Source organism: uncultured Bradyrhizobium sp., assembly GCF_936928535.1.
Classification (GTDB): Bacteria; Pseudomonadota; Alphaproteobacteria; order Rhizobiales; family Xanthobacteraceae; genus Bradyrhizobium.
Genome location: NZ_CAKZHY010000055.1, coordinates 79181 through 97538 on the forward strand (window position 1 = coordinate 79181; position 18358 = coordinate 97538).

The following is an 18358-nucleotide window of genomic DNA, read 5'->3' on the forward strand; positions in this document are numbered from 1 at the left end:
TTGCGTCTCAGCATTCCTTGGGATCGACCAGACCGTCGCTGCGTCCGACGATCTCGTAGTTCCCGCCCTTGGCGACCGCGGTGTACATCTTCATCTTGCAGTGCCGCTTGCCCGGCACCATCTCGGCCGGCCCGCCCGGACCTTCGGCGATCTTGGCGTGGTCGAGCGCAGCGGCGACCGATTCACGGTCGATCTTGCCGGCTTCCTTGACGGCGGCTTCCCACAGCTTCAGGCCGCGATAGGTGCCGGTCGCCGCGCTGCCGGCGGCGAACAGGAAGTTGCCCGGAAAATCCTTCTCGTAGGCCGCCTGGATCTTGGCGTCGAACGGGTTCTCCTTGGTCAGCACCTTGAAATAATCGAGGCAGCTCGCAAGGCCCTCGATCTCGTTGGCCTGATTGATGTTGAGCGTGTTCTCGTCATAGTAGACGCAGGCGAGACGCCCGCCGTTCTTGAGGAAGCCGGCTTCATAGAGCTGCTTGAAGAAAGGACCGACACCAGGCGGGATGACGGTGTTGAAGACGACGTCGACCTTGTTGGAGATGATGCGGTTGACGGTCGCGGAGAAGTCGATCTGGTCGAGCGGATAGTATTCCTCGAACACGACCTCGCCGCCGTTGGATTCGATCACCTTGCGCGCATAGACGTTGAGCGTATGCGGCCAGACATAGTTGGCGCTTGGCAGCGCGAACTTCTTGCCGCCGTTCTTGATCAGCCAGGGAATGAACTCGTCGCATTGCTGCGCCGGCGTCGGGCCGGTGCAGAACAGATAGGGCGTGCACTCCTTGCCCTCGTAGAGTTGCGGATAGATGTAGAGCGTCTTGCCGCGCGCCACGATCGGATCCTTGATCGCGTTGCGCATCGACGAGGTGATGCCGCCCAGCACCATGTCGACCTTGTCGCGCTGGATCAGCTTTCGCACGTTGCCGACCGCAACGGATTCGTTCGACGCGGTGTCCTCGATGTAAAGCTCGAGCGGGCGGCCGAGCAGGCCACCTGCTGCGTTGATGTCCTTGATCACCATCTTGGCGACATTGGCGTCGGCGTTGCCGGCGTAGGCGATCGGGCCGGTGAGGTCGGTCGCGATGCCGACCTTGATCGGGGCTTCGGCGGCATTGGCCCAGGGCGCCGGGATCACCCAGCTGCCGACGCCGGTCGCGACCGCGCCGGAGGCGAAAGCGAAATTGGACAGGAAGCGGCGGCGTGAGAGTTGACGATCAAACATATGACTAAACCCCTTTTCCAGCGATGAGGCCCTGCGGCCGGAATTTGATGAAGGCAATGGCAAGGACGAAGACGAGGACATCGGCGACGACAGGCGCCATGATCCACGGCAGCGCGGCGCTGAGCGTGCCGATGACGCCGGCGCCGGCAACGGGACCGATGAAGGAGCCGACCCCGCCGACCATGACGGCGACAAAGCCCTGGATCAGGAAGCGGATGCCGAGATCGGCATAGAGGCTGAACACCGGCACGATCAGCGCGCCGGCAAGGCCGGCGAGCGCCGAGCCGAACGCAAACGTGGCGCCGTACATCAGAGGCGTGGAAATGCCCGAGGCCCGCGCCAGCGACGGATTCTCCAGCGTGGCGCGCATGCGCAGACCAAAGCTGGTGCGCGATAGCAACAAATAGCACCCGACCATCACGAGCAGCGTGATGACGATGATGGTGAAGCGCCAGGCCGAGATGTGCATGGTGCCGATATCGATCGAGCCGCCGATCGGCTCGGGCACGGTGAGATAGAAGCCGCCGATCAGCCCGCGCACGGATTCGCGGATGATCAGGCCGAGCGCGTAAGTGCCGAGCATGGCGACGATCGGCGCGGCGTAGAAGCGCCTGATAATCAGCGCCTCCAGCACGAAGCCGAGCGCGCCGACCAGGAAAGGCGCGGCGACCATGCCGGCCCAGATCGGCAGGCCCTTGGCATAAGCGAGATAGGTGATGTAGGCCCCGAGCAGGACAAACTCGCCCTGCGCGAAGTTAAAGATACCCATCATGCTGGCGATGATCCCGAGCCCCAGCACGATCAACACGATGATCGCGCCGAAGCTCAGGATTTCGAACGCCGCGACGAACGCGTTAGCCATGCGATCATTTCTTGTTTTGACGCGTTTTCTTCACGCGAACCGGGATCCACTTCGCTCGAAAACGCTTTGCTGTCCCGCCCGCCAGGATCAATTCCCCGCTCACATCTTCTTCCAGTCGCCGATCTGCTCGAAGGCATGCGCGGCGCGGTAGATGGTGGATTCCTCGAACATGCGGCCGACCAGCATCAGGCCGGCAGGCAAGCCATCGACCATGCCGCAAGGCAGCGACATCGCGGGATGGTGGGTGATGTCGAACGGTGCCGTGTTGGAGATCATCTCCAGCGCGCGGGCGACATACTCCTCGCGGCTGGCGTGGGGCTCCGGCAGCTTGGTCGCCTTCATCGGCGTCGTCGGCATCAGCAGCAGATCATAGTCGCTGAACGCCTTGTCGTAGGCCGCGGTCAGCCGTCGCGAGATGTTGAGCGCCTTGCCATAGAAGCGCGGACCGAAATTATTGTTGATGTAGGTGCCGAGCATCATGAACAATTTCGTGGTCTCCGACAGCGAGTCGGCCTGCCGGCGCCAGCCACGGTGAAAATCCATCAGCGAGGTCGAATAGAGATCGCCGCGGGAAAGCCCGTAACCATCACCGAACATCATGGTCTGGGTCAGGCCTTCGGTGCCGATCGGAGTCCAGATCGCGCCGCCCAGCAGGTGCATCGGGATCGATACCGTCTCCACGCTGGCGCCAAGATCCTTGAAGCGCTTCGCCGCCTCGCGAACGCTTTCATTGACCGCGGCCTCGGCGCCCGGCTGCTCGAAGCCTTCCTTGACGATCCCGATCTTCATGCCCTTGACGCCCTGGCCGAGCGCCTTGGTGTACTCCTCGACCGTCGGCGACTTGATGCGCGGATCGTAGCCGTCGTCGCCGGCGAGCACTTCGAGCAGCAGCGCGTTGTCGGCAACCGTCGCCGTCATCGGGCCGGTATGGTCGACATAGATCTCGATCGGCATGATCCCGGTGTACGGCACCAGACCCCAGGTCGGCTTCATGCCGTAGATGCCGCAGAACGAGGACGGCATGCGGATCGAGCCGCCCTGGTCGCCGCCGATCGCCATGTCCACCTCCCCGAGAGCCACGACGACGCCCGACCCCGACGACGAGCCACCGGCCGAGTAACCCATCTTGTGCGGGTTATGCACCGGCCCATAGGAGCCGGTGTGGCTGCCGCCGGACAGGCAGAAATGCTCGCAATGCACCTTGCCCTTGATCTCGGCGCCGGCGTCCAGCATGCGCGTGACGATGGTCGCGTCGAAATCGGGCACATAGCCTTCCAGGGTCGACGAACCATTGGTCATGGGAACGCCGGCCAGCATGATGTTGTCCTTCAGGGCCACCGTCTTGCCCTTGAGCTTGCCGCTGGCGGCGCCCTTCACGGTCGATTTGCGGTACCAGGCATTGCGAGGGTTCTCCTCCGCGGACGGCCGATAGCCCGGCGTGCGCGGGTATTTCACCTCGGGCACCTCGTCGGGCATTGCGGCGACGAGATTGTAGGCCTCGATTGAGCCCTGCATCAGGCCGCGGAACGAAGCGACGTCATCGTCGGTCAGCGAAAGGCCGCACTGCTTGGCGACATCGCGAAGTTGGGCTGGCGTGGGAAGGACAACTGTCACGGCGCTCTCCTGAAGTTTCTTGAAACGATCCTTGGGCGTGGCCGCCCCGGCGCGACGCACCACCGGCCTCGCCGAAACATTCAAAACGGAAATATTTTCCTTTTCAAGTATTATTTTGCCCCTGATGCGCCCGGCGGATCGCCCGTGCGAGTCAGATCGGCTTGATCAGCTTGAAGTCGAGGCCATCGGCCTCGGCGAGATGCATCGGCATCCGCGCGCGCCCGTTGCGAACGGTGACCGTTCCGCGGGCGCCGCTGTAGACGATGTTGCGGCCGGCCGCGAGCATCGGCCCCATCGCCAATGAGCCCGCCTTGTTGGCGACCGCTTCGAGAAAGCGCATGCCTTCATAGCCGGACTGCCCGACCGAACCGATCGGCGGTGCATTCGGCCCGAACATCGCGCGATAGCGGCTCTGAAAGTCGTCATTGGCGCGCGCGCCGGTGCCGGTGAAATAGCCGGACGCACAGAACATGTTCTCGCTGTTGTCGGCCCCGATACCGAGCAGGACGGTGTCGTCCATGGCGCCGGCAAGCCGCAGCGTGGTGCCCCCCAGGCCGCATTCGCCGAAGGCGCGATTGAAGGCGCTACTGTCAGTGCCGATCAGCGAGATCAGCACCACGTCGGGCCGTGCGGCGCGGATGCGCGCCAGGTGCGGCTCGTGATTGTCCTCGCCCAAGGGGACGAACTCCTCGCCGACGACGTGGCCGCCGGTTTCCTTGATGTAGTTCTTCACCGCGCGGTGCGACTGCCAGGGCCAGACGTAATCGCTGCCGATCAGGTACCAGCGCTTGGCCTTCTTGACGTCCGCGAGCCAGTGGATCGACGGCCGGCTTTGCCAGCGCGGCGTCTCGCCGATCGCCATCACGCCCGGCGTGCGCTCGCCGCCTTCATAGACCGGCGTGTAGATATAGGGGATGCGATGACGCGTGGTGATGTCGCGCAAGGCCACGCGAACCGCGCTGGTGTGCAGGCCGACGATGAGATCGAGTTCGTCGTAGGCGATCGCCTGCTCGGCGCGGTTCAGCACCTCGTCCAGCGGACCGCCGGCGTCGTAGACGGAAAACTCGACCTCGCGACCGAGAATGCCGCCACGCTTGTTGATTTCGGCAACCGCGAGCTGCGCGGAGTTGGTCGCGCAGGGACCCCAGACCCCCGGAGATCCCGTGCAGCAGATGAAGCCGCCGACACGCAGCCTGTTGGTGCCGCGCCGCTTGAAGAAGGCGTGATCGCTCGGCGACAACGAACCGTCAGCCGCCGATGACGACAGATTCCTGAACAGCAAGGACGGCGGCAACGCCGGACCGCCGTGAGCCGGGAAGTTTACCGTCGCGCGCACGCCAACTCCTGTCTGGCACCAGACCTGAAAGCACATTGAGCAGGCGGCCGCGGCATCCGCCCTTTTGTTGGGCAATGATCCTATTTTGAAAATATTGAATATTCAACAATTGAAGTGCATATAGATGCAGCATTGATTGCAAGACATTCACTCATTTGGGTCAAGACGAAGTCTTAGCCGTGGCAAAATCGAACGCTCCCATCACCGAACACCTCGCCTACCTGCTCGCGCAAGCCAACCGGGAGATCAACCGGCAGTTAGAACTGCGGCTCAGCAAGGAGGGGGTTCCCGTCGAGCAATGGCGCATCCTGAAAGTGCTGTCTGATGGCGACGGCCATTCGATGGGCGAGCTTGCGGACGCGGTGCTGCTCAACCATCCGACGCTGACCAAGATGATCGACCGCATGGTTTCCGACACGCTGGTCTATCGCGTCCAGGACCCCAATGACCGCCGCAAGGTCCTGATGTTCATCTCCGACCGCGGCAAGGTGCTGTGCAAGAAGCTCAACTCGCTCGCGGTGGACCAGGAGGAGCACATCCTGGAGAGCTACGGCGACAAGTCGACGAGCGAATTGAAGCGGCTGCTGGAGAGCTTGATCGATAGCTCGAATTGAGGGAAGGCTAATCGTGAGAGTTGCGACGCGATGGCGATTGAACTGAGAGGCCGCGGCGCCTCGGACAGCCGGGCCAAACCAGTCAACCTATGCGGCAACTACACCTTCATTCACTGAAGGCATTTGCTAGCTCTGGCCGGTAGTCGAGGCTGGTCTACCCAGCTTGTAGAGGCGGTAGACGTCCGAAGCGGGCGTGCCTGCGGAGGCTTTTCCGGCGTACACTTCCTCCACCGCCCAACCCTCTTCGCGCAAACCATCGACAAGTCCGAACGTCTCGTTCCACTCTTGGAGCGCCAACAGATATTGCGCGTCAAACGACCGAGCGATGGCGGAGATCGCCTTTGGCCTCAGGGCCCCGACACTTGGGTACGTCAGCTGCTTGTGAAATTCGATCGCGGCCGGTGTCTTCAGTCCCACGAGGTCGACAAGCGGAACATGTCCGGCATATGCGACATAGCCAGCGTCATGGACAAGTATTGTCGGTCGATCAGGCAAATTCTCATTGATCCACTGCACGGCGTCGTAAAGGCTTTTCTGATTGCCCGTTATGTGCGTCCAATAGTTGGAAAGTTGCCAACCGAAGGCCAATGGCAGAAAGAAAGCCGAAATCCCGATAAATCGAAGCGTTTTCGCGCGCGCCGCCGACGTGAGGCCGCACGCAACTGCAAAGAGTATGATCGGCGCAAATATGTAGAGATATCGACTGCCATTATGGGAGAGGCCGCTAGGGAGTTTCCAGAAATACGAGCCTATGAAAATGGCCGCGAACACGGCCAGCAGAATCCCGACCGAGCGCGGCCGTACGAAACGAACGCACAGAAAAAGAGGGAAGCAGGCCACCGCAGCTCGAGCCATTGCCAATGACACGAAGAGCAATTTGGTCGACCAATCTGCGTATCGGTCCGCGAAGTAGTACGTTTTGGCGCCGACAGTGCTGGGAATCAACGAGCCCGTGTCGACCCAGTACCAAACGAGGAACGGCACAGCACTTAGAAGCGCGGTCGCGCATGCGCTGATCTTGAAGCGGGACGAGTGACCGCTGTCCCGAAGCAAGATGAACATCGATCCGACAGACAGAAGACCAAGCTCCGGCCGAACAAAGGGCATGATCCCGCAAAGAAGAGAGAGCCAGATCGTCCTTCTCTTGTCTGTGAGCAGCTTGATGTTCCAAGCCACCGCAGCCATCGCGAGCCCGGTGTCCATTCCGTTCAAGAGCTGAAACAGCGTGCCCGCAAAGATCAGGCCGCCGAGAGCGACGAGCGTCGCCTCCCGGCGGGTGCATCCAACGTTGATGCAGCTGAAAAATAAGCCGAGCACATACGAGACGCCGCAAAGCGCGCCGAGCACGTACAATGCGAAAGTGTCTGAGAGGGTGGCTTTCTCGATAGCCAGCAGCAGAGCGAGATGCACACCACTCGTGGCCCCAACGAGGGCGGGAACTCCGAGATAATTCTCATCGTGGCCCTGGTGAATAACCTGCGCATTGTGCAAGTTGATGAAGGCATCATCCGTCGGGAATACAGCTCCTCCGACAACCCAATAGACCATCGCGAAAATCGAGGCCGTAGCGAATACGCAGGCCGCGATGGCCCATTGACCCTTCAGGAGCGGCCCCAAGTCGAACTACCTTCATCTAGCCGGATAAGAAATTATTGCCTGAAGGCAATAACGCTTTCCTAATGGGGCCGGTCATTGCGGCCCGATGAGGCCTATGCCCTAACAACCGTCTCGGATTTGAGCGCGGAGCGGCCGGCTTGTCCGACTGACGCAATGACTCAGGCTGTTGCCGCGAGGACGTACCGCCGAGTGCGCAAGCGCAAATCCAAGCGGTGCGCGCGCGTGGCGTTCAACTGTAATTTTGCCATCCTCACGATAGCGAGCGCCGTCCACTCATGGCGCCCCTGAAGATCAGCAAGGAGACGAAGCGCTTTCAAGCGTTAGATAAAAACGACCGAGTTCTGAACGGCCGCAATATTTAACCCGTCGAATTACTGGCTAACCGTACCGCCCGTGGCAGTGCTTGAACTTCTTGCCTGAGCCGCAGGGGCAATCCTCGTTGCGGCCGACCTTGCCCCAGCTGGCAGGGTTCTTGGGATCGCGCAACGCGGCGTCGGTGGCCTGCGGGGCCAGCGTGACGCTGGCGAGGGCCATTTCGTCTTCGCCGGTGTCCGGGTTGAGCTTGTGCGCTTCCATCTGCGGCAGCATGGGGGCTTCCTGCTCCGGCGGCACGATCTCGACCCGCATCAGCTGCGCCGTGACGGCCTCGCGCAAGTGGGCGCTCATCTCCTGGAAGAGGTTGAAGGCCTCGGTCTTGTACTCCTGCAAGGGATCGCGCTGGCCGTAGCCGCGCAGGCCGATGACCTGGCGCAAATGGTCGAGCATGATCAGGTGCTCGCGCCAGAGATGGTCGAGCGTCTGCAACAGGATGGTCTTCTCGACGTAACGCATCACGTCGGGACCCCATTGCCCCACCTTGGCCGCCATGTGCTCATCGGCCTTGGTCTCGATGCGGTTGAGCAGTTCCTCGTCGGCGATGCCCTCTTCCTTGGCCCAGTCCTGGACCGGCAGGTCGAGATCGAGCACGCGCTTCAATTCGTCCTTCAGGCCGGCTGTGTCCCACTGCTCGGCATAGGCATGCTCGGGCACGTGCTTGGCGACGAGATCCTCAATGAAGGCATGGCGCATGTCGGCGACGGTCTCGGCGACGCTCTCGTCCTTCATCAGGTCGACGCGCTGGTCGAAGATCACCTTGCGCTGGTCGTTCTGGACGTTATCGAACTTGAGCAGGTTCTTGCGGATGTCGAAGTTGCGGGCCTCGACCTTCTGCTGCGCCTTCTCCAGCGCCTTGTTGATCCAGGGATGGATGATCGCCTCGCCCTCCTGCAGGCCGAGACGCTGCAGCATGCTGTCGAGACGATCCGAGCCGAAGATGCGCATCAGATCGTCTTCCAGCGACAGGAAGAATTTCGAGCGGCCGGGGTCGCCCTGACGGCCGGAACGACCGCGGAGCTGGTTGTCGATGCGGCGGGACTCATGCCGCTCGGAGCCGATGATGTAGAGGCCGCCAGGCTTCTTCACGGTCTTGGCCGGCTTGCTGCCCTTGGCCGGTTCGATCTCGACGGTCTCCTCGGCCTTGAGCACGATGTCGCGGAAATGCTCAATGTCGGCCTTGATCTGCTCGATCTTCTTGGCCTTCTCGGCTTCGTCGGTGATATCGGCCGTTTCCTGCTGAATGCGCATGTCGAGCGAGCCGCCGAGCTTGATGTCGGTACCGCGGCCAGCCATGTTGGTCGCGATCGTGATCGCACCGGGCACGCCGGCCTCGGCGACGATATAGGCTTCCTGCTCGTGGAAGCGTGCGTTCAGCACCGCGAACAGCTTTGCCGGTTTGTTGGCGCGGGCCGCCGCGTACAGCTTCTGCATCGAATTCTCGTTGCCGAAGTCGATCTGCCGGTAGCCGTGCTTCTTGAGATATTCGGCGATCACTTCCGACTTCTCGATCGAGGCCGTGCCGACCAGCACCGGCTGCAGCCGCGAATTGGCGCGCTCGATCTCGGCGAGGATCGCGGCGTATTTCTCGTTCTGGGTGCGATAGACCTCATCGTCCTCGTCGAGGCGCGCGATCGGCAGATTGGTCGGGATTTCCACGACCTCGAGCTTGTAGATGTCGAACAGTTCGTCGGCTTCCGTCAGCGCCGTACCGGTCATGCCGGCGAGCTTCTCGTACATGCGGAAGTAGTTCTGGAAAGTAATCGAGGCCAGCGTCTGGTTCTCGGGCTGAACCGTAACGTGCTCCTTGGCTTCCAGGGCCTGATGCAGGCCTTCCGAATAGCGGCGGCCCTGCATCATGCGGCCGGTGAACTCGTCGATGATCACCACCTCGTCGTCGCGGACGATGTAGTCCTTGTCGCGCGTGAACAGCGTGTGGGCGCGCAGCGCCTGGTTGATGTGGTGCACGACGGAGACGTTCTCGACGTCGTAGAGCGACTCGCCCTTGAGCTGGCCGGCATCGCGCAGCAACCCCTCGATCTTCTCCATGCCGCCTTCGGTGAGCGTCACCGTGCGCTGCTTCTCGTCGACCTCGTAGTCGGCCTTGTCGAGCTTGGGCAGGAACGAATCGATGGTGTTGTAGAAGTCCGAGCGGTCGTCGAGCGGACCGGAAATGATCAGCGGCGTGCGCGCTTCGTCGATCAGGATGGAGTCGACTTCGTCGACGATGGCGAAGAAGTGCGGCCGCTGGACCATGTCCTCGAGGCGGTACTTCATGTTGTCGCGTAAGTAGTCGAAGCCGTATTCGTTGTTGGTGCCGTAGGTGATGTCGCAGGCATAGGCGGCCTTGCGCTCGGCATCGTCGAGGCCATGGACGATCACGCCCGTGGTCAGACCGAGGAAGCCGTAGATCTGGCCCATCCAGCCGGAGTCGCGGCGGGCGAGGTAATCGTTGACGGTGACGACGTGGACGCCCTTGCCGGCGAGCGCGTTGAGGTAGACGGCGAGGGTCGCGACCAGCGTCTTGCCTTCACCGGTCTTCATCTCGGCGATGTCGCCCTCGTGCAGCACCATGCCGCCGATCAGCTGAACGTCGAAATGGCGCTGGCCGAGCGTGCGCTTGGCGGCCTCGCGCACGGTGGCGAAGGCGGGCACCAACAGGTCGTCGAGCGTCTTGCCCTCGGCAAGCTGCTTCTTGAACTCGGCGGTGCGGGCCTTGAGCGCCTCGTCGGAGAGTTTTGATACCTCGGGCTCCAGCGCATTGATCGCGCTGACGCGGGACTGATATCCCTTCACCCGCCGGTCGTTGGCGGAGCCGAAAAACTTACGGGCGAGCGCGCCGATCATGCCTAGTTCCTGTGTTCGCGATTTAACCGCGTTGCAGCCAAGAAGTTGTCACCCTCCGGCCTATCAACTCACCGTGACGCCTTATGGCGCCAGAGCCCGGACTGCGGGAGGTCATCCGCCATATGGGTGGGAATTGGGCTAGTCTGGGTTCAACGGCCAAAAACGCAGCAAAATAAACGCCATCGCCATGGTCGCGACCGGGCAGAGATATGGCCCGGTCAGGGCCTTGTCAACGGCGGGCGCATTGCCGCTAATTCATCATTTTGACAGACTTTTCGCGTTGCCAAGCCCCCGTGATTGGGCGAGTGTCCGCCCCGCTCGAGCAGACCCTGCTTCAACATAAGGATTTTCCATGACCACCTCGTTCCCGGTAACCACCGGCCAGCGTTTTCGCCATGCGTCCGCCCTGGCTGGCTCCCTGGGACTGGCAGCCTGCTTGGCGCTGACCCTGGCGTTCGCAGGCCCGCTCCGGGCGGCCGATGATCCGGTCCTGGCGAAGGTCAATGGCGCTGAAATCAAGAAGAGCGACGTCACCATGGCCGAGGAAGAGCTCGGACCGAGCCTCGCCCAGATGGATCCGGCGACCAAGGACGAGAACGTCCTGTCGTTCCTGATCGACATGAAGATCGTGTCCAAGGCCGCCGAGGACAAGAAGGTCGCCGATGGCGAGGATTTCAAGAGGCGTATGGCATTCGCCCGCAACCGGCTGCTGATGGACAGCCTGCTGGCCCAGGAAGGCAAGGCGGCGACCAACGACGACGCCATGAAGAAGGTCTATGAGGAGGCCTCCAAGCAGATCACCGGCGAGCAGGAAGTGCGCGCCCGCCACATCCTGGTCGAGACCGAGGACGAGGCCAAGGCGGTCAAGGCCGAGCTCGACAAGGGCGCCGATTTCGCCGAGCTCGCCAAAAAGAAGTCCAAGGATCCGGGCTCGGCCGACGGCGGCGACCTCGGCTTCTTCACCAAGGAACAGATGGTGCCGGAATTCTCGGCCGTGGCCTTCGCGCTCGAGCCGGGCAAGATCTCCGACCCCGTGAAGTCGCAGTTCGGCTGGCACGTCATCAAGGTCGAGGAAAAGCGTAACCGCAAGGCGCCGGAGTTCGATCAGGTCAAGCCCCAGATCGAGCAGTACGTCACCCGCAAGGCCCAGGCCGATTACGTCGCCAAGCTCCGCGCCGAAGCCAAGGTCGAGCGCATGGACCAGCCGGCGGCGGACGCCTCCAAGGATGCCAAGCCGGCCGACGCAGCCAAGCCGACCGACGCAGCCAAGCCGGCCGACGCAGCCAAGCCCGCCGACAGCAAGATGGCGCCGCCCGCCAAGAAGTAAGAATTCGCTGTCACTTCGGTGACGCGAAGAGTATCTAAGCCTACCAGATGCCCGGCCCCGCACAGAGGGGCCGGGCATCTGCATATCCAGACCTCACCAAGGCACAAGCCAAGGCACCCGCGATGTCCTCCTCCGTCTCTCCGCTCGCCCCCAAGAACGTTCCTGATATGCCCGTGATCGCGGGCGTCCGCCTTGCGACGGCCGAGGCCGGCATCCGCTACAAGAACCGCACCGACGTGCTGCTGGCGATCATGGACAAGGGCACGGCGGTCGCCGGCGTCTTCACCAAGTCGAAGTGCCCCTCCGCGCCGGTCGAATGGTGCCGTGCGAAACTCAAAGGCGGCAAGGCGCGGGCACTGGTCGTCAATTCCGGCAATGCCAATGCTTTCACCGGCAAGACGGGCCGCAGCTCCACCGCGATGACCGCGAAGATCGCGGCCAAGGCGGTCGGCTGCAGCGAGAGCGAGATTTTCCTGGCCTCGACCGGCGTGATCGGCGAGCCGCTGGACGCGACCAAGTTCGACGGCGTGCTGGGCAACCTCGCCGCATCAGCGGAAGCCGGCGATTACCTCGCCGCCGCCAAGGCGATCATGACCACCGACACGTTCCCCAAGGTCGCGACCGCGACGGTGAAGCTCGGCAAGGCCAAGGTCACCATCAACGGCATGGCCAAGGGCGCCGGCATGATCGCCCCCGACATGGCGACGATGCTGTCCTTCATCTTCACCGACGCGCCGATCGCGCCCGCCGCGCTGCAGGCGCTGCTCAAGGCCGGTGTCGAGGACACGTTCAATGCGGTCACGATCGACGGCGATACCTCGACCTCCGACACGCTGCTGGCGTTCGCGACGGGCGCTGCGGCCGAGCACGGCGCACCAAAAATCAGCCGCGCCAGCGACCCGCGCCTGAAGGCGTTCGTGAAAGCCTTCAACCAGATCCTCGCAAATCTTTCCGAGCAAGTCGCCCGCGACGGCGAAGGCGCGCGAAAACTGGTCGAGATCACCGTCGAGGGAGCCAAGACCAAGGCCTCCGCGCGCAAAATCGCGATGTCGATCGCCAACTCGCCGCTGGTGAAGACTGCGATCGCGGGCGAGGACGCCAATTGGGGTCGCGTGGTGATGGCGGTCGGCAAGGCCGGCGAGCCGGCCGATCGCGACAAGCTGTCGATCTCCTTCAACGGTATCCGCGTCGCCAAGAGCGGCGCGCGCGATCCCTCCTATGACGAAGCGCAGGTGTCGGAAGCGATGAAGGCGCCGGAGATCGCGATTCTGGTTTCGCTCGGCCTCGGCAAGGGCCGCGACCGCGTGCTGACCTGCGACCTCACCAAGGAATATGTCGCGATCAACGGCGATTACCGGTCTTAAGGGTCATGGCCGAGCTGAAGCTGACACTGGTGGTGGCCTGCGCGCTCGTCGACGCCGACAAGCGCGTCCTGATCGCGCAGCGCCCGGAGGGCAAGACGCTCGCCGGCCTCTGGGAGTTTCCCGGCGGCAAGTGTGAACCGGGCGAGCGTCCGGAGCAGAGCCTGATCCGCGAGCTCCACGAGGAGCTCGGCATCACCGTTGCCGAGCCGTGCCTCGCGCCATTGACCTTCGCCAGCTACGGCTACGAGACGTTTCATTTGTTGATGCCGCTCTATATCTGCCGGCGCTGGGAAGGTGTGGTCACGCCGCGCGAGGGGCAAAACCTCGCCTGGGTCCGCGCCAACAAGCTGCGCGACTATCCGATGCCGCCCGCGGACATTCCGCTGATCCCGCATTTGATCGATTTGCTGATGTGACGATGCTCTTGCATCGTCATTCCGGGGCGCGCGATAGCGCGAACCCGGAATCTCGCGCCACAACATCTGGATTCCGCGTTCGGTCCTGCGGACCGCCCCGGAATGACGGCGCTAATAGGTCTACGTCTCTCCAGCCTTCTTCACCGCCTCCGCGAGGCTCGCCTTCGCCGAACCAGGCTTCAACGGCTGCTGCTGGCTCGCATGCGGCGCCCAGCCGGACAGCCAGATGATGTCGAACGTCGCGCGAATGCGGCCGTCGGCATCGGCAAAGCGCTCGGCATAGATTTCGGCCATGCGGAGCAATGTCGCGCGACGGCTCGGCGTGCGCCGCCGTTCGATCAGCACATTGGCCGCGCCCATGCGACGGAGGTCCTGCATCAGCGCGAACGCGTTGGAATAGCGCACCACGACACGATCGACGTCGGTAACAGGCAGCGCAAAGCCCGCCCGCTGCAACAGCGCGCCGATGTCCCTGAGATCGGCGAACGGCGCGACGCGCGGGGAGACGCCGCCTTCGCATTCGGCCTCCGCCGCGGCGAAGGCCTGCCGCAGCTCGGTCAGGCTGTCGCCGCCGATCATCGCAGCGAGCAGCAATCCGTCCGGCTTCAGCGCGCGGCGGATTTGCGCGAGCACGCCGGGCAGATCATTCACGAATTGCAGCGCCAGCGCGGAGACGACGAGATCGAGGCTTTCGGGCGCGACGGGCAATTTTTCCGAGCCGGCCGCATCGAGCGCGATCCGTTCGATCGAAGGCAGCCGCGCGCGAAGCACGGCGATCCCTTCGCCAGGTGTCCACAGATCAGCCGGAGCATGAAATTCCCGCATCACCGCCGCCAGCCGATCGGACATATCCTCGGCGGCCCGGTCGAGCAGGAACGTCACCTCGCCTTGAGCCTGCGCACGCCGCTGCCGCGCATGCAGCAAGGCGCGATCGAACAAGGCGGGCGGGGTCTGCGGGGTCTGAGCCATGCCGCTGGTTACGCCGATCACGACGGTTCTGGCAATCCGTTGCGTGCGGCGCTAGCCTTCCCCTCATGGACGCCGACGCCGCCCCCACCCGCCCCATCGCCGCACCCTTGCGTGCCGCGTGGACGGCTGGCCGCCACGCAATGTCGCATGTGGCGAAGCTCGCGCTCGACATTGCGCTGCCGACGCTGTGCGTGTCCTGCCGCGAGCCTGTCGATGGCGAGGGCGTGTGCGCTGCGTGCTGGTCGCGGCTGTCGTTCATCGAACGGCCCTATTGTCCGCGGCTCGGCATACCCTTCGTCTACGATCCCGGCCCCGACATGCTGTCGATGGAGGCGATCGCGAGCCCGCCGGCCTATCAGCGCGCCCGTGCGGCGGTGCGCTATGACGATGTCGCGCGCACGCTGGTGCATGCGCTGAAATACCAGGACCGCACCGATCTCGCGCCCGCCATGGGCCGCTGGATGGCGCGCGCGGGCGGCGAACTGCTCGACGGCGCCGACATGCTGGTGCCGGTGCCCCTGCATTGGCGGCGGGCCTGGCGCCGCCGCTACAACCAGTCGGGCGCGCTGGCCCAGATCATCGCTCGGCAGAGCGGGGTGAAAGTGCGAGCTGAGGTGCTGCGCCGGGTGCGCGCCACCGAGCAGCAGATCGGCCTGTCGCGGGCCCAGCGCGCCACTAATGTGCAGGGCGCATTCCAGGTATCCCCCGACCGTCAGTCCGAGGTCCAGGGCCGACGCATCGTCCTGGTCGACGATGTCCTGACATCGGGTGCGACCCTGGACGCCTGCGCCCGCGCTTTGCTGCGCGCCAAGGCCGCCCAGGTCGACGTCCTGGTCTTTGCCCGGGTTGTCGAGACCAGGTAAACCCCCATATAATTCAATAAATTCATGACATGAGAGCGCTTGATCCCATGACCGCCGCTGTCGAGATCTACACTAGGCCGGGATGCGGCTATTGTTCCGCCGCGAGGTCGCTTCTGACCCGCAAGAAGGCGGCCTTCACGGAATTCGACGTCGCCCAGAACCCGTCCTGGCGCGAGGAGATGTACGACCGCGCCGGCGCGGGCTCGACCTTCCCGCAGATCTGGATCGGCGGCACCCATATCGGCGGCTGCGACGACCTCTACGCGCTCGACCGTGAGGGCAAGCTCGACGGCCTGCTCGAAAGCGTGAAGGCAATCTCATGAGTGAGGACAGGACCTTCACCGCCGCCATGGTGCAGATGCGCACCGGTCTGATGCCGCAGCCGAGCCTCGCACAGGCGACGAAACTGATCCGGGAAGCGGCGGCCAAGGGCGCCGACTACGTGCAGACACCCGAAGTCAGCAACATGATGCAGCTGAACCGCAAGGCGCTGTTCGAACATCTGCAGAGCGAGGAGGACGACGCCTCGCTGAAGGCCTATCGCGCGCTTGCGGCCGAGCTGAAGATTCACATCCATGTCGGCTCGCTGGCGCTGCGCTTCTCGCCCGAAAAGGCGGTCAACCGCTCCTTCCTGATCGGGCCCGAGGGCAATGTGCTCGCGAGCTACGACAAGATCCACATGTTCGACATCGAGCTGCCGGACGGCGAGAGCTACCGCGAATCCGCCAATTACCAGCCCGGCGAAACCGCCGTGATCTCCGACCTCCCCTGGGGCCGCGTCGGCCTCACGATCTGCTACGACGTGCGCTTCCCCGCGCTCTATCGCGCACTGGCCGAGAGCGGCGCGTCCTTCATCACCGTGCCGTCGGCCTTCACCCGCAAGACCGGCGAGGCGCACTGGCACATCCTGCTGCGCGCGCGCGCGATCGAGACCGGCTGCTTCATCTTCGCGGCGGCCCAGGCAGGTACCCATGAGAACAAGCGCGAGACCTATGGCCACTCGCTGATCATCGACCCCTGGGGCGAGATCCTTGCCGAGGGCGATGTCGAGCCGGGCATCATCATGGCCAAGATCGACCCGGCCAAGGTCGAGACCGCGCGCAGGGCGATTCCATCACTCCAGCACGGCCGCCGCTTCGGTGTCGCCGACCCCAAGGCCGGGCCGGATCATCTGCATCTGGTGCGGGGCTCGGCATGATCCGCTACGCGCTGCATTGCGACCGCAACCATGAGTTCGAGAGCTGGTTCCAAAGCTCGTCGGCCTATGACCAGCAGGTCAAGCGCAAGCTCGTGACCTGCCCGATCTGCGGCTCGGCCAAGGTCGACAAGGCGATCATGGCGCCGCGTATCGTCGGCAAGAAGGGCCGTGGCCCTGCCACGCCGCCGCCGGAGCCGGCGACGACAGCCGCGCCCGAGGCTGCGCCGTCAGGACCGACCTCGCTGATGATGGCGCAGGAGCGCGAGCTGCGCTCCAAGCTGAAAGAGCTGCGCGATCACATCGTCAAGAATGCCGACAATGTCGGCGAGCGCTTTGCGAACGAAGCCCGCGCCATGCATTACGGCGACAAGGAGCACCGCCCGATCTACGGCGAGGCCTCGCCTGACGAAGCGAAGTCGCTGATCGACGAAGGCATCGACGTCTCGCCGCTGCCGACCCTGCCGGAAGACCGGAACTGACACGCGAAGCGTGTCATCCCGGATGGTCCGAAGGACCAGATCCGGGATCTCGAGATTCCGGGTTCGCCCTGCGAGCGCCCCGGAATGACGACGAAACAGCTACACGCCCACCAGCAGCGCCACGCCGACCACGATCAGCACGATCCCAACAATCTCGCGCGGTGCGATCGGCTGCTTGAACGAGTAATACGCCACGGCTTGCGCGAACAGCACCTCGATCAAGGCGAGCGTGCGGACATTGGCGGCGGCCGTCAGCGCGAACGCCAGGAACCAGAACTGCGAGGCGAAGGCGCCCATGAAGCCCGCAAGCAGCGACGGCCGCCATAATCCCAGGATCGATTGAAGTATCTGTGGCGCACGCCAGAGCAGATAAACCGTCAGGATCAGCGTCTGCACGAACAGGCCGAGCACCAGCGTGAACGACGATGCCGTCACGAAGGACACGTTCGGCACGGTGATGATGGCGCCGCGGAAGCCGACCGCCGACAGCGCGAACGCCGCTGCGGCGACGAGACCCGTGATGGTCGGCTTCAGCTCCGCAAAACTCTTCTCACCACCCGGACGCAATGCGGTGACAACGACGCCAACGGTCGCGATCACGATCGCCAGCACCCTCAGCCAGGTCAGGTGATCGCCCAGGAAGACAAAACCGAAGATCGCGGTTTGGATCGCCTCGGTTTTCAAATAGGCCGTCGTCACCACGAAAGAGCGGTCGTTCATGGCGAGCAGCATCAGGCCGGTCGCGATGATCTGGCTGAGCGCGCCCAGCAGCAACCACGGCCAGAACATCGATGGCGGCATGCCGATATGGTCGCCGGTCGCAACCAGCACGGCGCCCAGGAACAGCAGCGAGAACGGGAAGCCGAACAGGAAGCGGATATTGGTCGCGCCCCAGGTCCCCAGCGGCTTGGTCAGCGACCGCTGCATCGCATTGCGCGCGACCTGGCCGAGCGCGGCGATGACGGTGAAGGGAATCCAGAGGCTGGTGACGGTGAACATGGAGGGGTCGGAGGCGTTAGGAGTGTCTGGATGCAAACTGCCGAGCGCACGACAGCAGGTCAATCACACTCATGTCATAGGAGCGATGCTCTCGCGACAAACTCCCTGTCGTCCCTGCGAACGCAGGGACCCATAACCCCAGGGAGTGGTTTTGCGAAGACTGCCAACCCGCGCATCTCATACCTTCCGCCATCGATAAATTCCGCGGTGATGGGGTGGACGGCCCCCTACGGCATCAGTGTGCCAGAATGAGGTTGTC

Annotated in this window: 16 protein-coding genes; 8 read left to right on the forward strand and 8 right to left on the reverse strand. The window is 63.5% G+C overall.

Features of this window, described 5'->3' with window-relative positions; all coding sequences use genetic code 11:
• Positions 1-7: 7 nt before the first annotated feature.
• From Q0687_RS07725 to Q0687_RS07740, 4 genes are all read right to left on the reverse strand, one after another.
• Positions 8-1222, reverse strand: coding sequence for a substrate-binding protein (locus Q0687_RS07725; protein ID WP_298874095.1), 1215 nt, complete (start codon positions 1220-1222; stop codon positions 8-10).
• 4 nt (positions 1223-1226) lie between these two features.
• Entirely contained in the window at positions 1227-2084 is an 858-nt protein-coding gene (locus Q0687_RS07730; RefSeq protein ID WP_237860124.1) for a branched-chain amino acid ABC transporter permease, read from the reverse strand.
• Positions 2085-2183: 99 nt separating this feature from the next.
• Complete coding sequence (locus Q0687_RS07735; RefSeq protein ID WP_298874099.1) at positions 2184-3698, reverse strand: amidase; 1515 nt, start codon at positions 3696-3698, stop codon at positions 2184-2186.
• A gap of 151 nt (positions 3699-3849) precedes the next feature.
• Entirely contained in the window at positions 3850-5034 is a 1185-nt protein-coding gene (locus tag Q0687_RS07740; protein ID WP_298874101.1) for a substrate-binding domain-containing protein, read from the reverse strand.
• A 179-nt stretch (positions 5035-5213) separates the two neighbouring features.
• On the opposite strand from Q0687_RS07740, the gene Q0687_RS07745 reads away from it, so the two are divergent.
• Entirely contained in the window at positions 5214-5648 is a 435-nt protein-coding gene (locus Q0687_RS07745; protein ID WP_057747431.1) for a MarR family transcriptional regulator, read from the forward strand.
• A gap of 126 nt (positions 5649-5774) precedes the next feature.
• Here Q0687_RS07745 and Q0687_RS07750 read toward each other — a convergent pair whose 3' ends face one another.
• On the reverse strand, positions 5775-7265 hold the full coding sequence (locus Q0687_RS07750; protein ID WP_298874109.1) for a hypothetical protein: 1491 nt from the start codon (positions 7263-7265) through the stop codon (positions 5775-5777).
• Between the two features lie 378 nt (positions 7266-7643).
• The gene (secA, locus tag Q0687_RS07755) at positions 7644-10484 is read right to left on the reverse strand and encodes a preprotein translocase subunit SecA (RefSeq protein ID WP_298874111.1); all 2841 of its coding nucleotides are present in this window, start codon (positions 10482-10484) and stop codon (positions 7644-7646) included.
• 352 nt (positions 10485-10836) lie between these two features.
• On the opposite strand from secA, the gene Q0687_RS07760 reads away from it, so the two are divergent.
• The 3 genes from Q0687_RS07760 (at position 10837) to Q0687_RS07770 (ending at position 13591) form a co-directional block, all read left to right on the forward strand.
• Positions 10837-11811, forward strand: coding sequence for a peptidylprolyl isomerase (locus tag Q0687_RS07760; protein ID WP_298874112.1), 975 nt, complete (start codon positions 10837-10839; stop codon positions 11809-11811).
• 122 nt (positions 11812-11933) lie between these two features.
• Positions 11934-13175 (forward strand): bifunctional glutamate N-acetyltransferase/amino-acid acetyltransferase ArgJ, encoded by a 1242-nt coding sequence (argJ, locus tag Q0687_RS07765; RefSeq protein WP_298874113.1) that lies wholly within the window; start codon positions 11934-11936, stop codon positions 13173-13175.
• Positions 13176-13180: 5 nt separating this feature from the next.
• Positions 13181-13591, forward strand: a complete 411-nt coding sequence (locus Q0687_RS07770) for a (deoxy)nucleoside triphosphate pyrophosphohydrolase (protein WP_298874115.1) — start codon at positions 13181-13183, stop codon at positions 13589-13591.
• A 120-nt stretch (positions 13592-13711) separates the two neighbouring features.
• On the opposite strand, the gene Q0687_RS07775 is transcribed toward Q0687_RS07770, so the two are convergent.
• The gene (locus Q0687_RS07775; protein WP_298874117.1) at positions 13712-14560 is read right to left on the reverse strand and encodes a methyltransferase domain-containing protein; all 849 of its coding nucleotides are present in this window, start codon (positions 14558-14560) and stop codon (positions 13712-13714) included.
• Positions 14561-14625: 65 nt separating this feature from the next.
• Here Q0687_RS07775 and Q0687_RS07780 point away from each other — a divergent pair, with 65 nt between their 5' ends.
• The 4 genes from Q0687_RS07780 to Q0687_RS07795 are packed head-to-tail and all read left to right on the forward strand — an operon-like array spanning position 14626 to position 17100.
• Positions 14626-15423 carry a ComF family protein gene (locus Q0687_RS07780; protein ID WP_298874119.1) on the forward strand — a complete coding sequence of 266 codons (798 nt, stop codon included), beginning with the start codon at positions 14626-14628 and terminating at the stop codon, positions 15421-15423.
• Between the two features lie 47 nt (positions 15424-15470).
• Complete coding sequence (gene grxC, locus Q0687_RS07785) at positions 15471-15746, forward strand: glutaredoxin 3 (RefSeq protein ID WP_298874121.1); 276 nt, start codon at positions 15471-15473, stop codon at positions 15744-15746.
• On the forward strand, positions 15743-16621 hold the full coding sequence (locus Q0687_RS07790; protein WP_298874123.1) for a carbon-nitrogen hydrolase family protein: 879 nt from the start codon (positions 15743-15745) through the stop codon (positions 16619-16621). The genes grxC and Q0687_RS07790 overlap by 4 nt, the downstream gene beginning before the upstream one ends.
• Entirely contained in the window at positions 16618-17100 is a 483-nt protein-coding gene (locus Q0687_RS07795; RefSeq protein ID WP_298874125.1) for a DUF1178 family protein, read from the forward strand. The genes Q0687_RS07790 and Q0687_RS07795 overlap by 4 nt, the downstream gene beginning before the upstream one ends.
• Before the next feature lie 99 nt (positions 17101-17199).
• Here the strand turns inward: Q0687_RS07795 and Q0687_RS07800 are convergent, their stop codons facing one another.
• Positions 17200-18099, reverse strand: a complete 900-nt coding sequence (locus tag Q0687_RS07800; protein ID WP_298874127.1) for an EamA family transporter — start codon at positions 18097-18099, stop codon at positions 17200-17202.
• Between the last annotated feature and the right edge of the window lie 259 nt (positions 18100-18358).

Excerpts from the sequence above, each read along its gene's own strand:
- Q0687_RS07725 (WP_298874095.1), bottom strand. The coding sequence starts at position 1,222 with ATGTTTGATCGTCAACTCTCACGCCGCCGCTTCCTGTCCAATTTCGCT.
- Q0687_RS07730 (WP_237860124.1), bottom strand. The coding sequence starts at position 2,084 with ATGGCTAACGCGTTCGTCGCGGCGTTCGAAATCCTGAGCTTCGGCGCG.
- secA (WP_298874111.1), bottom strand. The coding sequence starts at position 10,484 with ATGATCGGCGCGCTCGCCCGTAAGTTTTTCGGCTCCGCCAACGACCGG.
- Q0687_RS07760 (WP_298874112.1), top strand. The coding sequence starts at position 10,837 with ATGACCACCTCGTTCCCGGTAACCACCGGCCAGCGTTTTCGCCATGCG.
- argJ (WP_298874113.1), top strand. The coding sequence starts at position 11,934 with ATGTCCTCCTCCGTCTCTCCGCTCGCCCCCAAGAACGTTCCTGATATG.
- Q0687_RS07770 (WP_298874115.1), top strand. The coding sequence starts at position 13,181 with ATGGCCGAGCTGAAGCTGACACTGGTGGTGGCCTGCGCGCTCGTCGAC.
- Q0687_RS07775 (WP_298874117.1), bottom strand. The coding sequence starts at position 14,560 with ATGGCTCAGACCCCGCAGACCCCGCCCGCCTTGTTCGATCGCGCCTTG.
- Q0687_RS07780 (WP_298874119.1), top strand. The coding sequence starts at position 14,626 with ATGGACGCCGACGCCGCCCCCACCCGCCCCATCGCCGCACCCTTGCGT.
- grxC (WP_298874121.1), top strand. The coding sequence starts at position 15,471 with ATGACCGCCGCTGTCGAGATCTACACTAGGCCGGGATGCGGCTATTGT.
- Q0687_RS07790 (WP_298874123.1), top strand. The coding sequence starts at position 15,743 with ATGAGTGAGGACAGGACCTTCACCGCCGCCATGGTGCAGATGCGCACC.
- Q0687_RS07795 (WP_298874125.1), top strand. The coding sequence starts at position 16,618 with ATGATCCGCTACGCGCTGCATTGCGACCGCAACCATGAGTTCGAGAGC.
- Q0687_RS07800 (WP_298874127.1), bottom strand. The coding sequence starts at position 18,099 with ATGTTCACCGTCACCAGCCTCTGGATTCCCTTCACCGTCATCGCCGCG.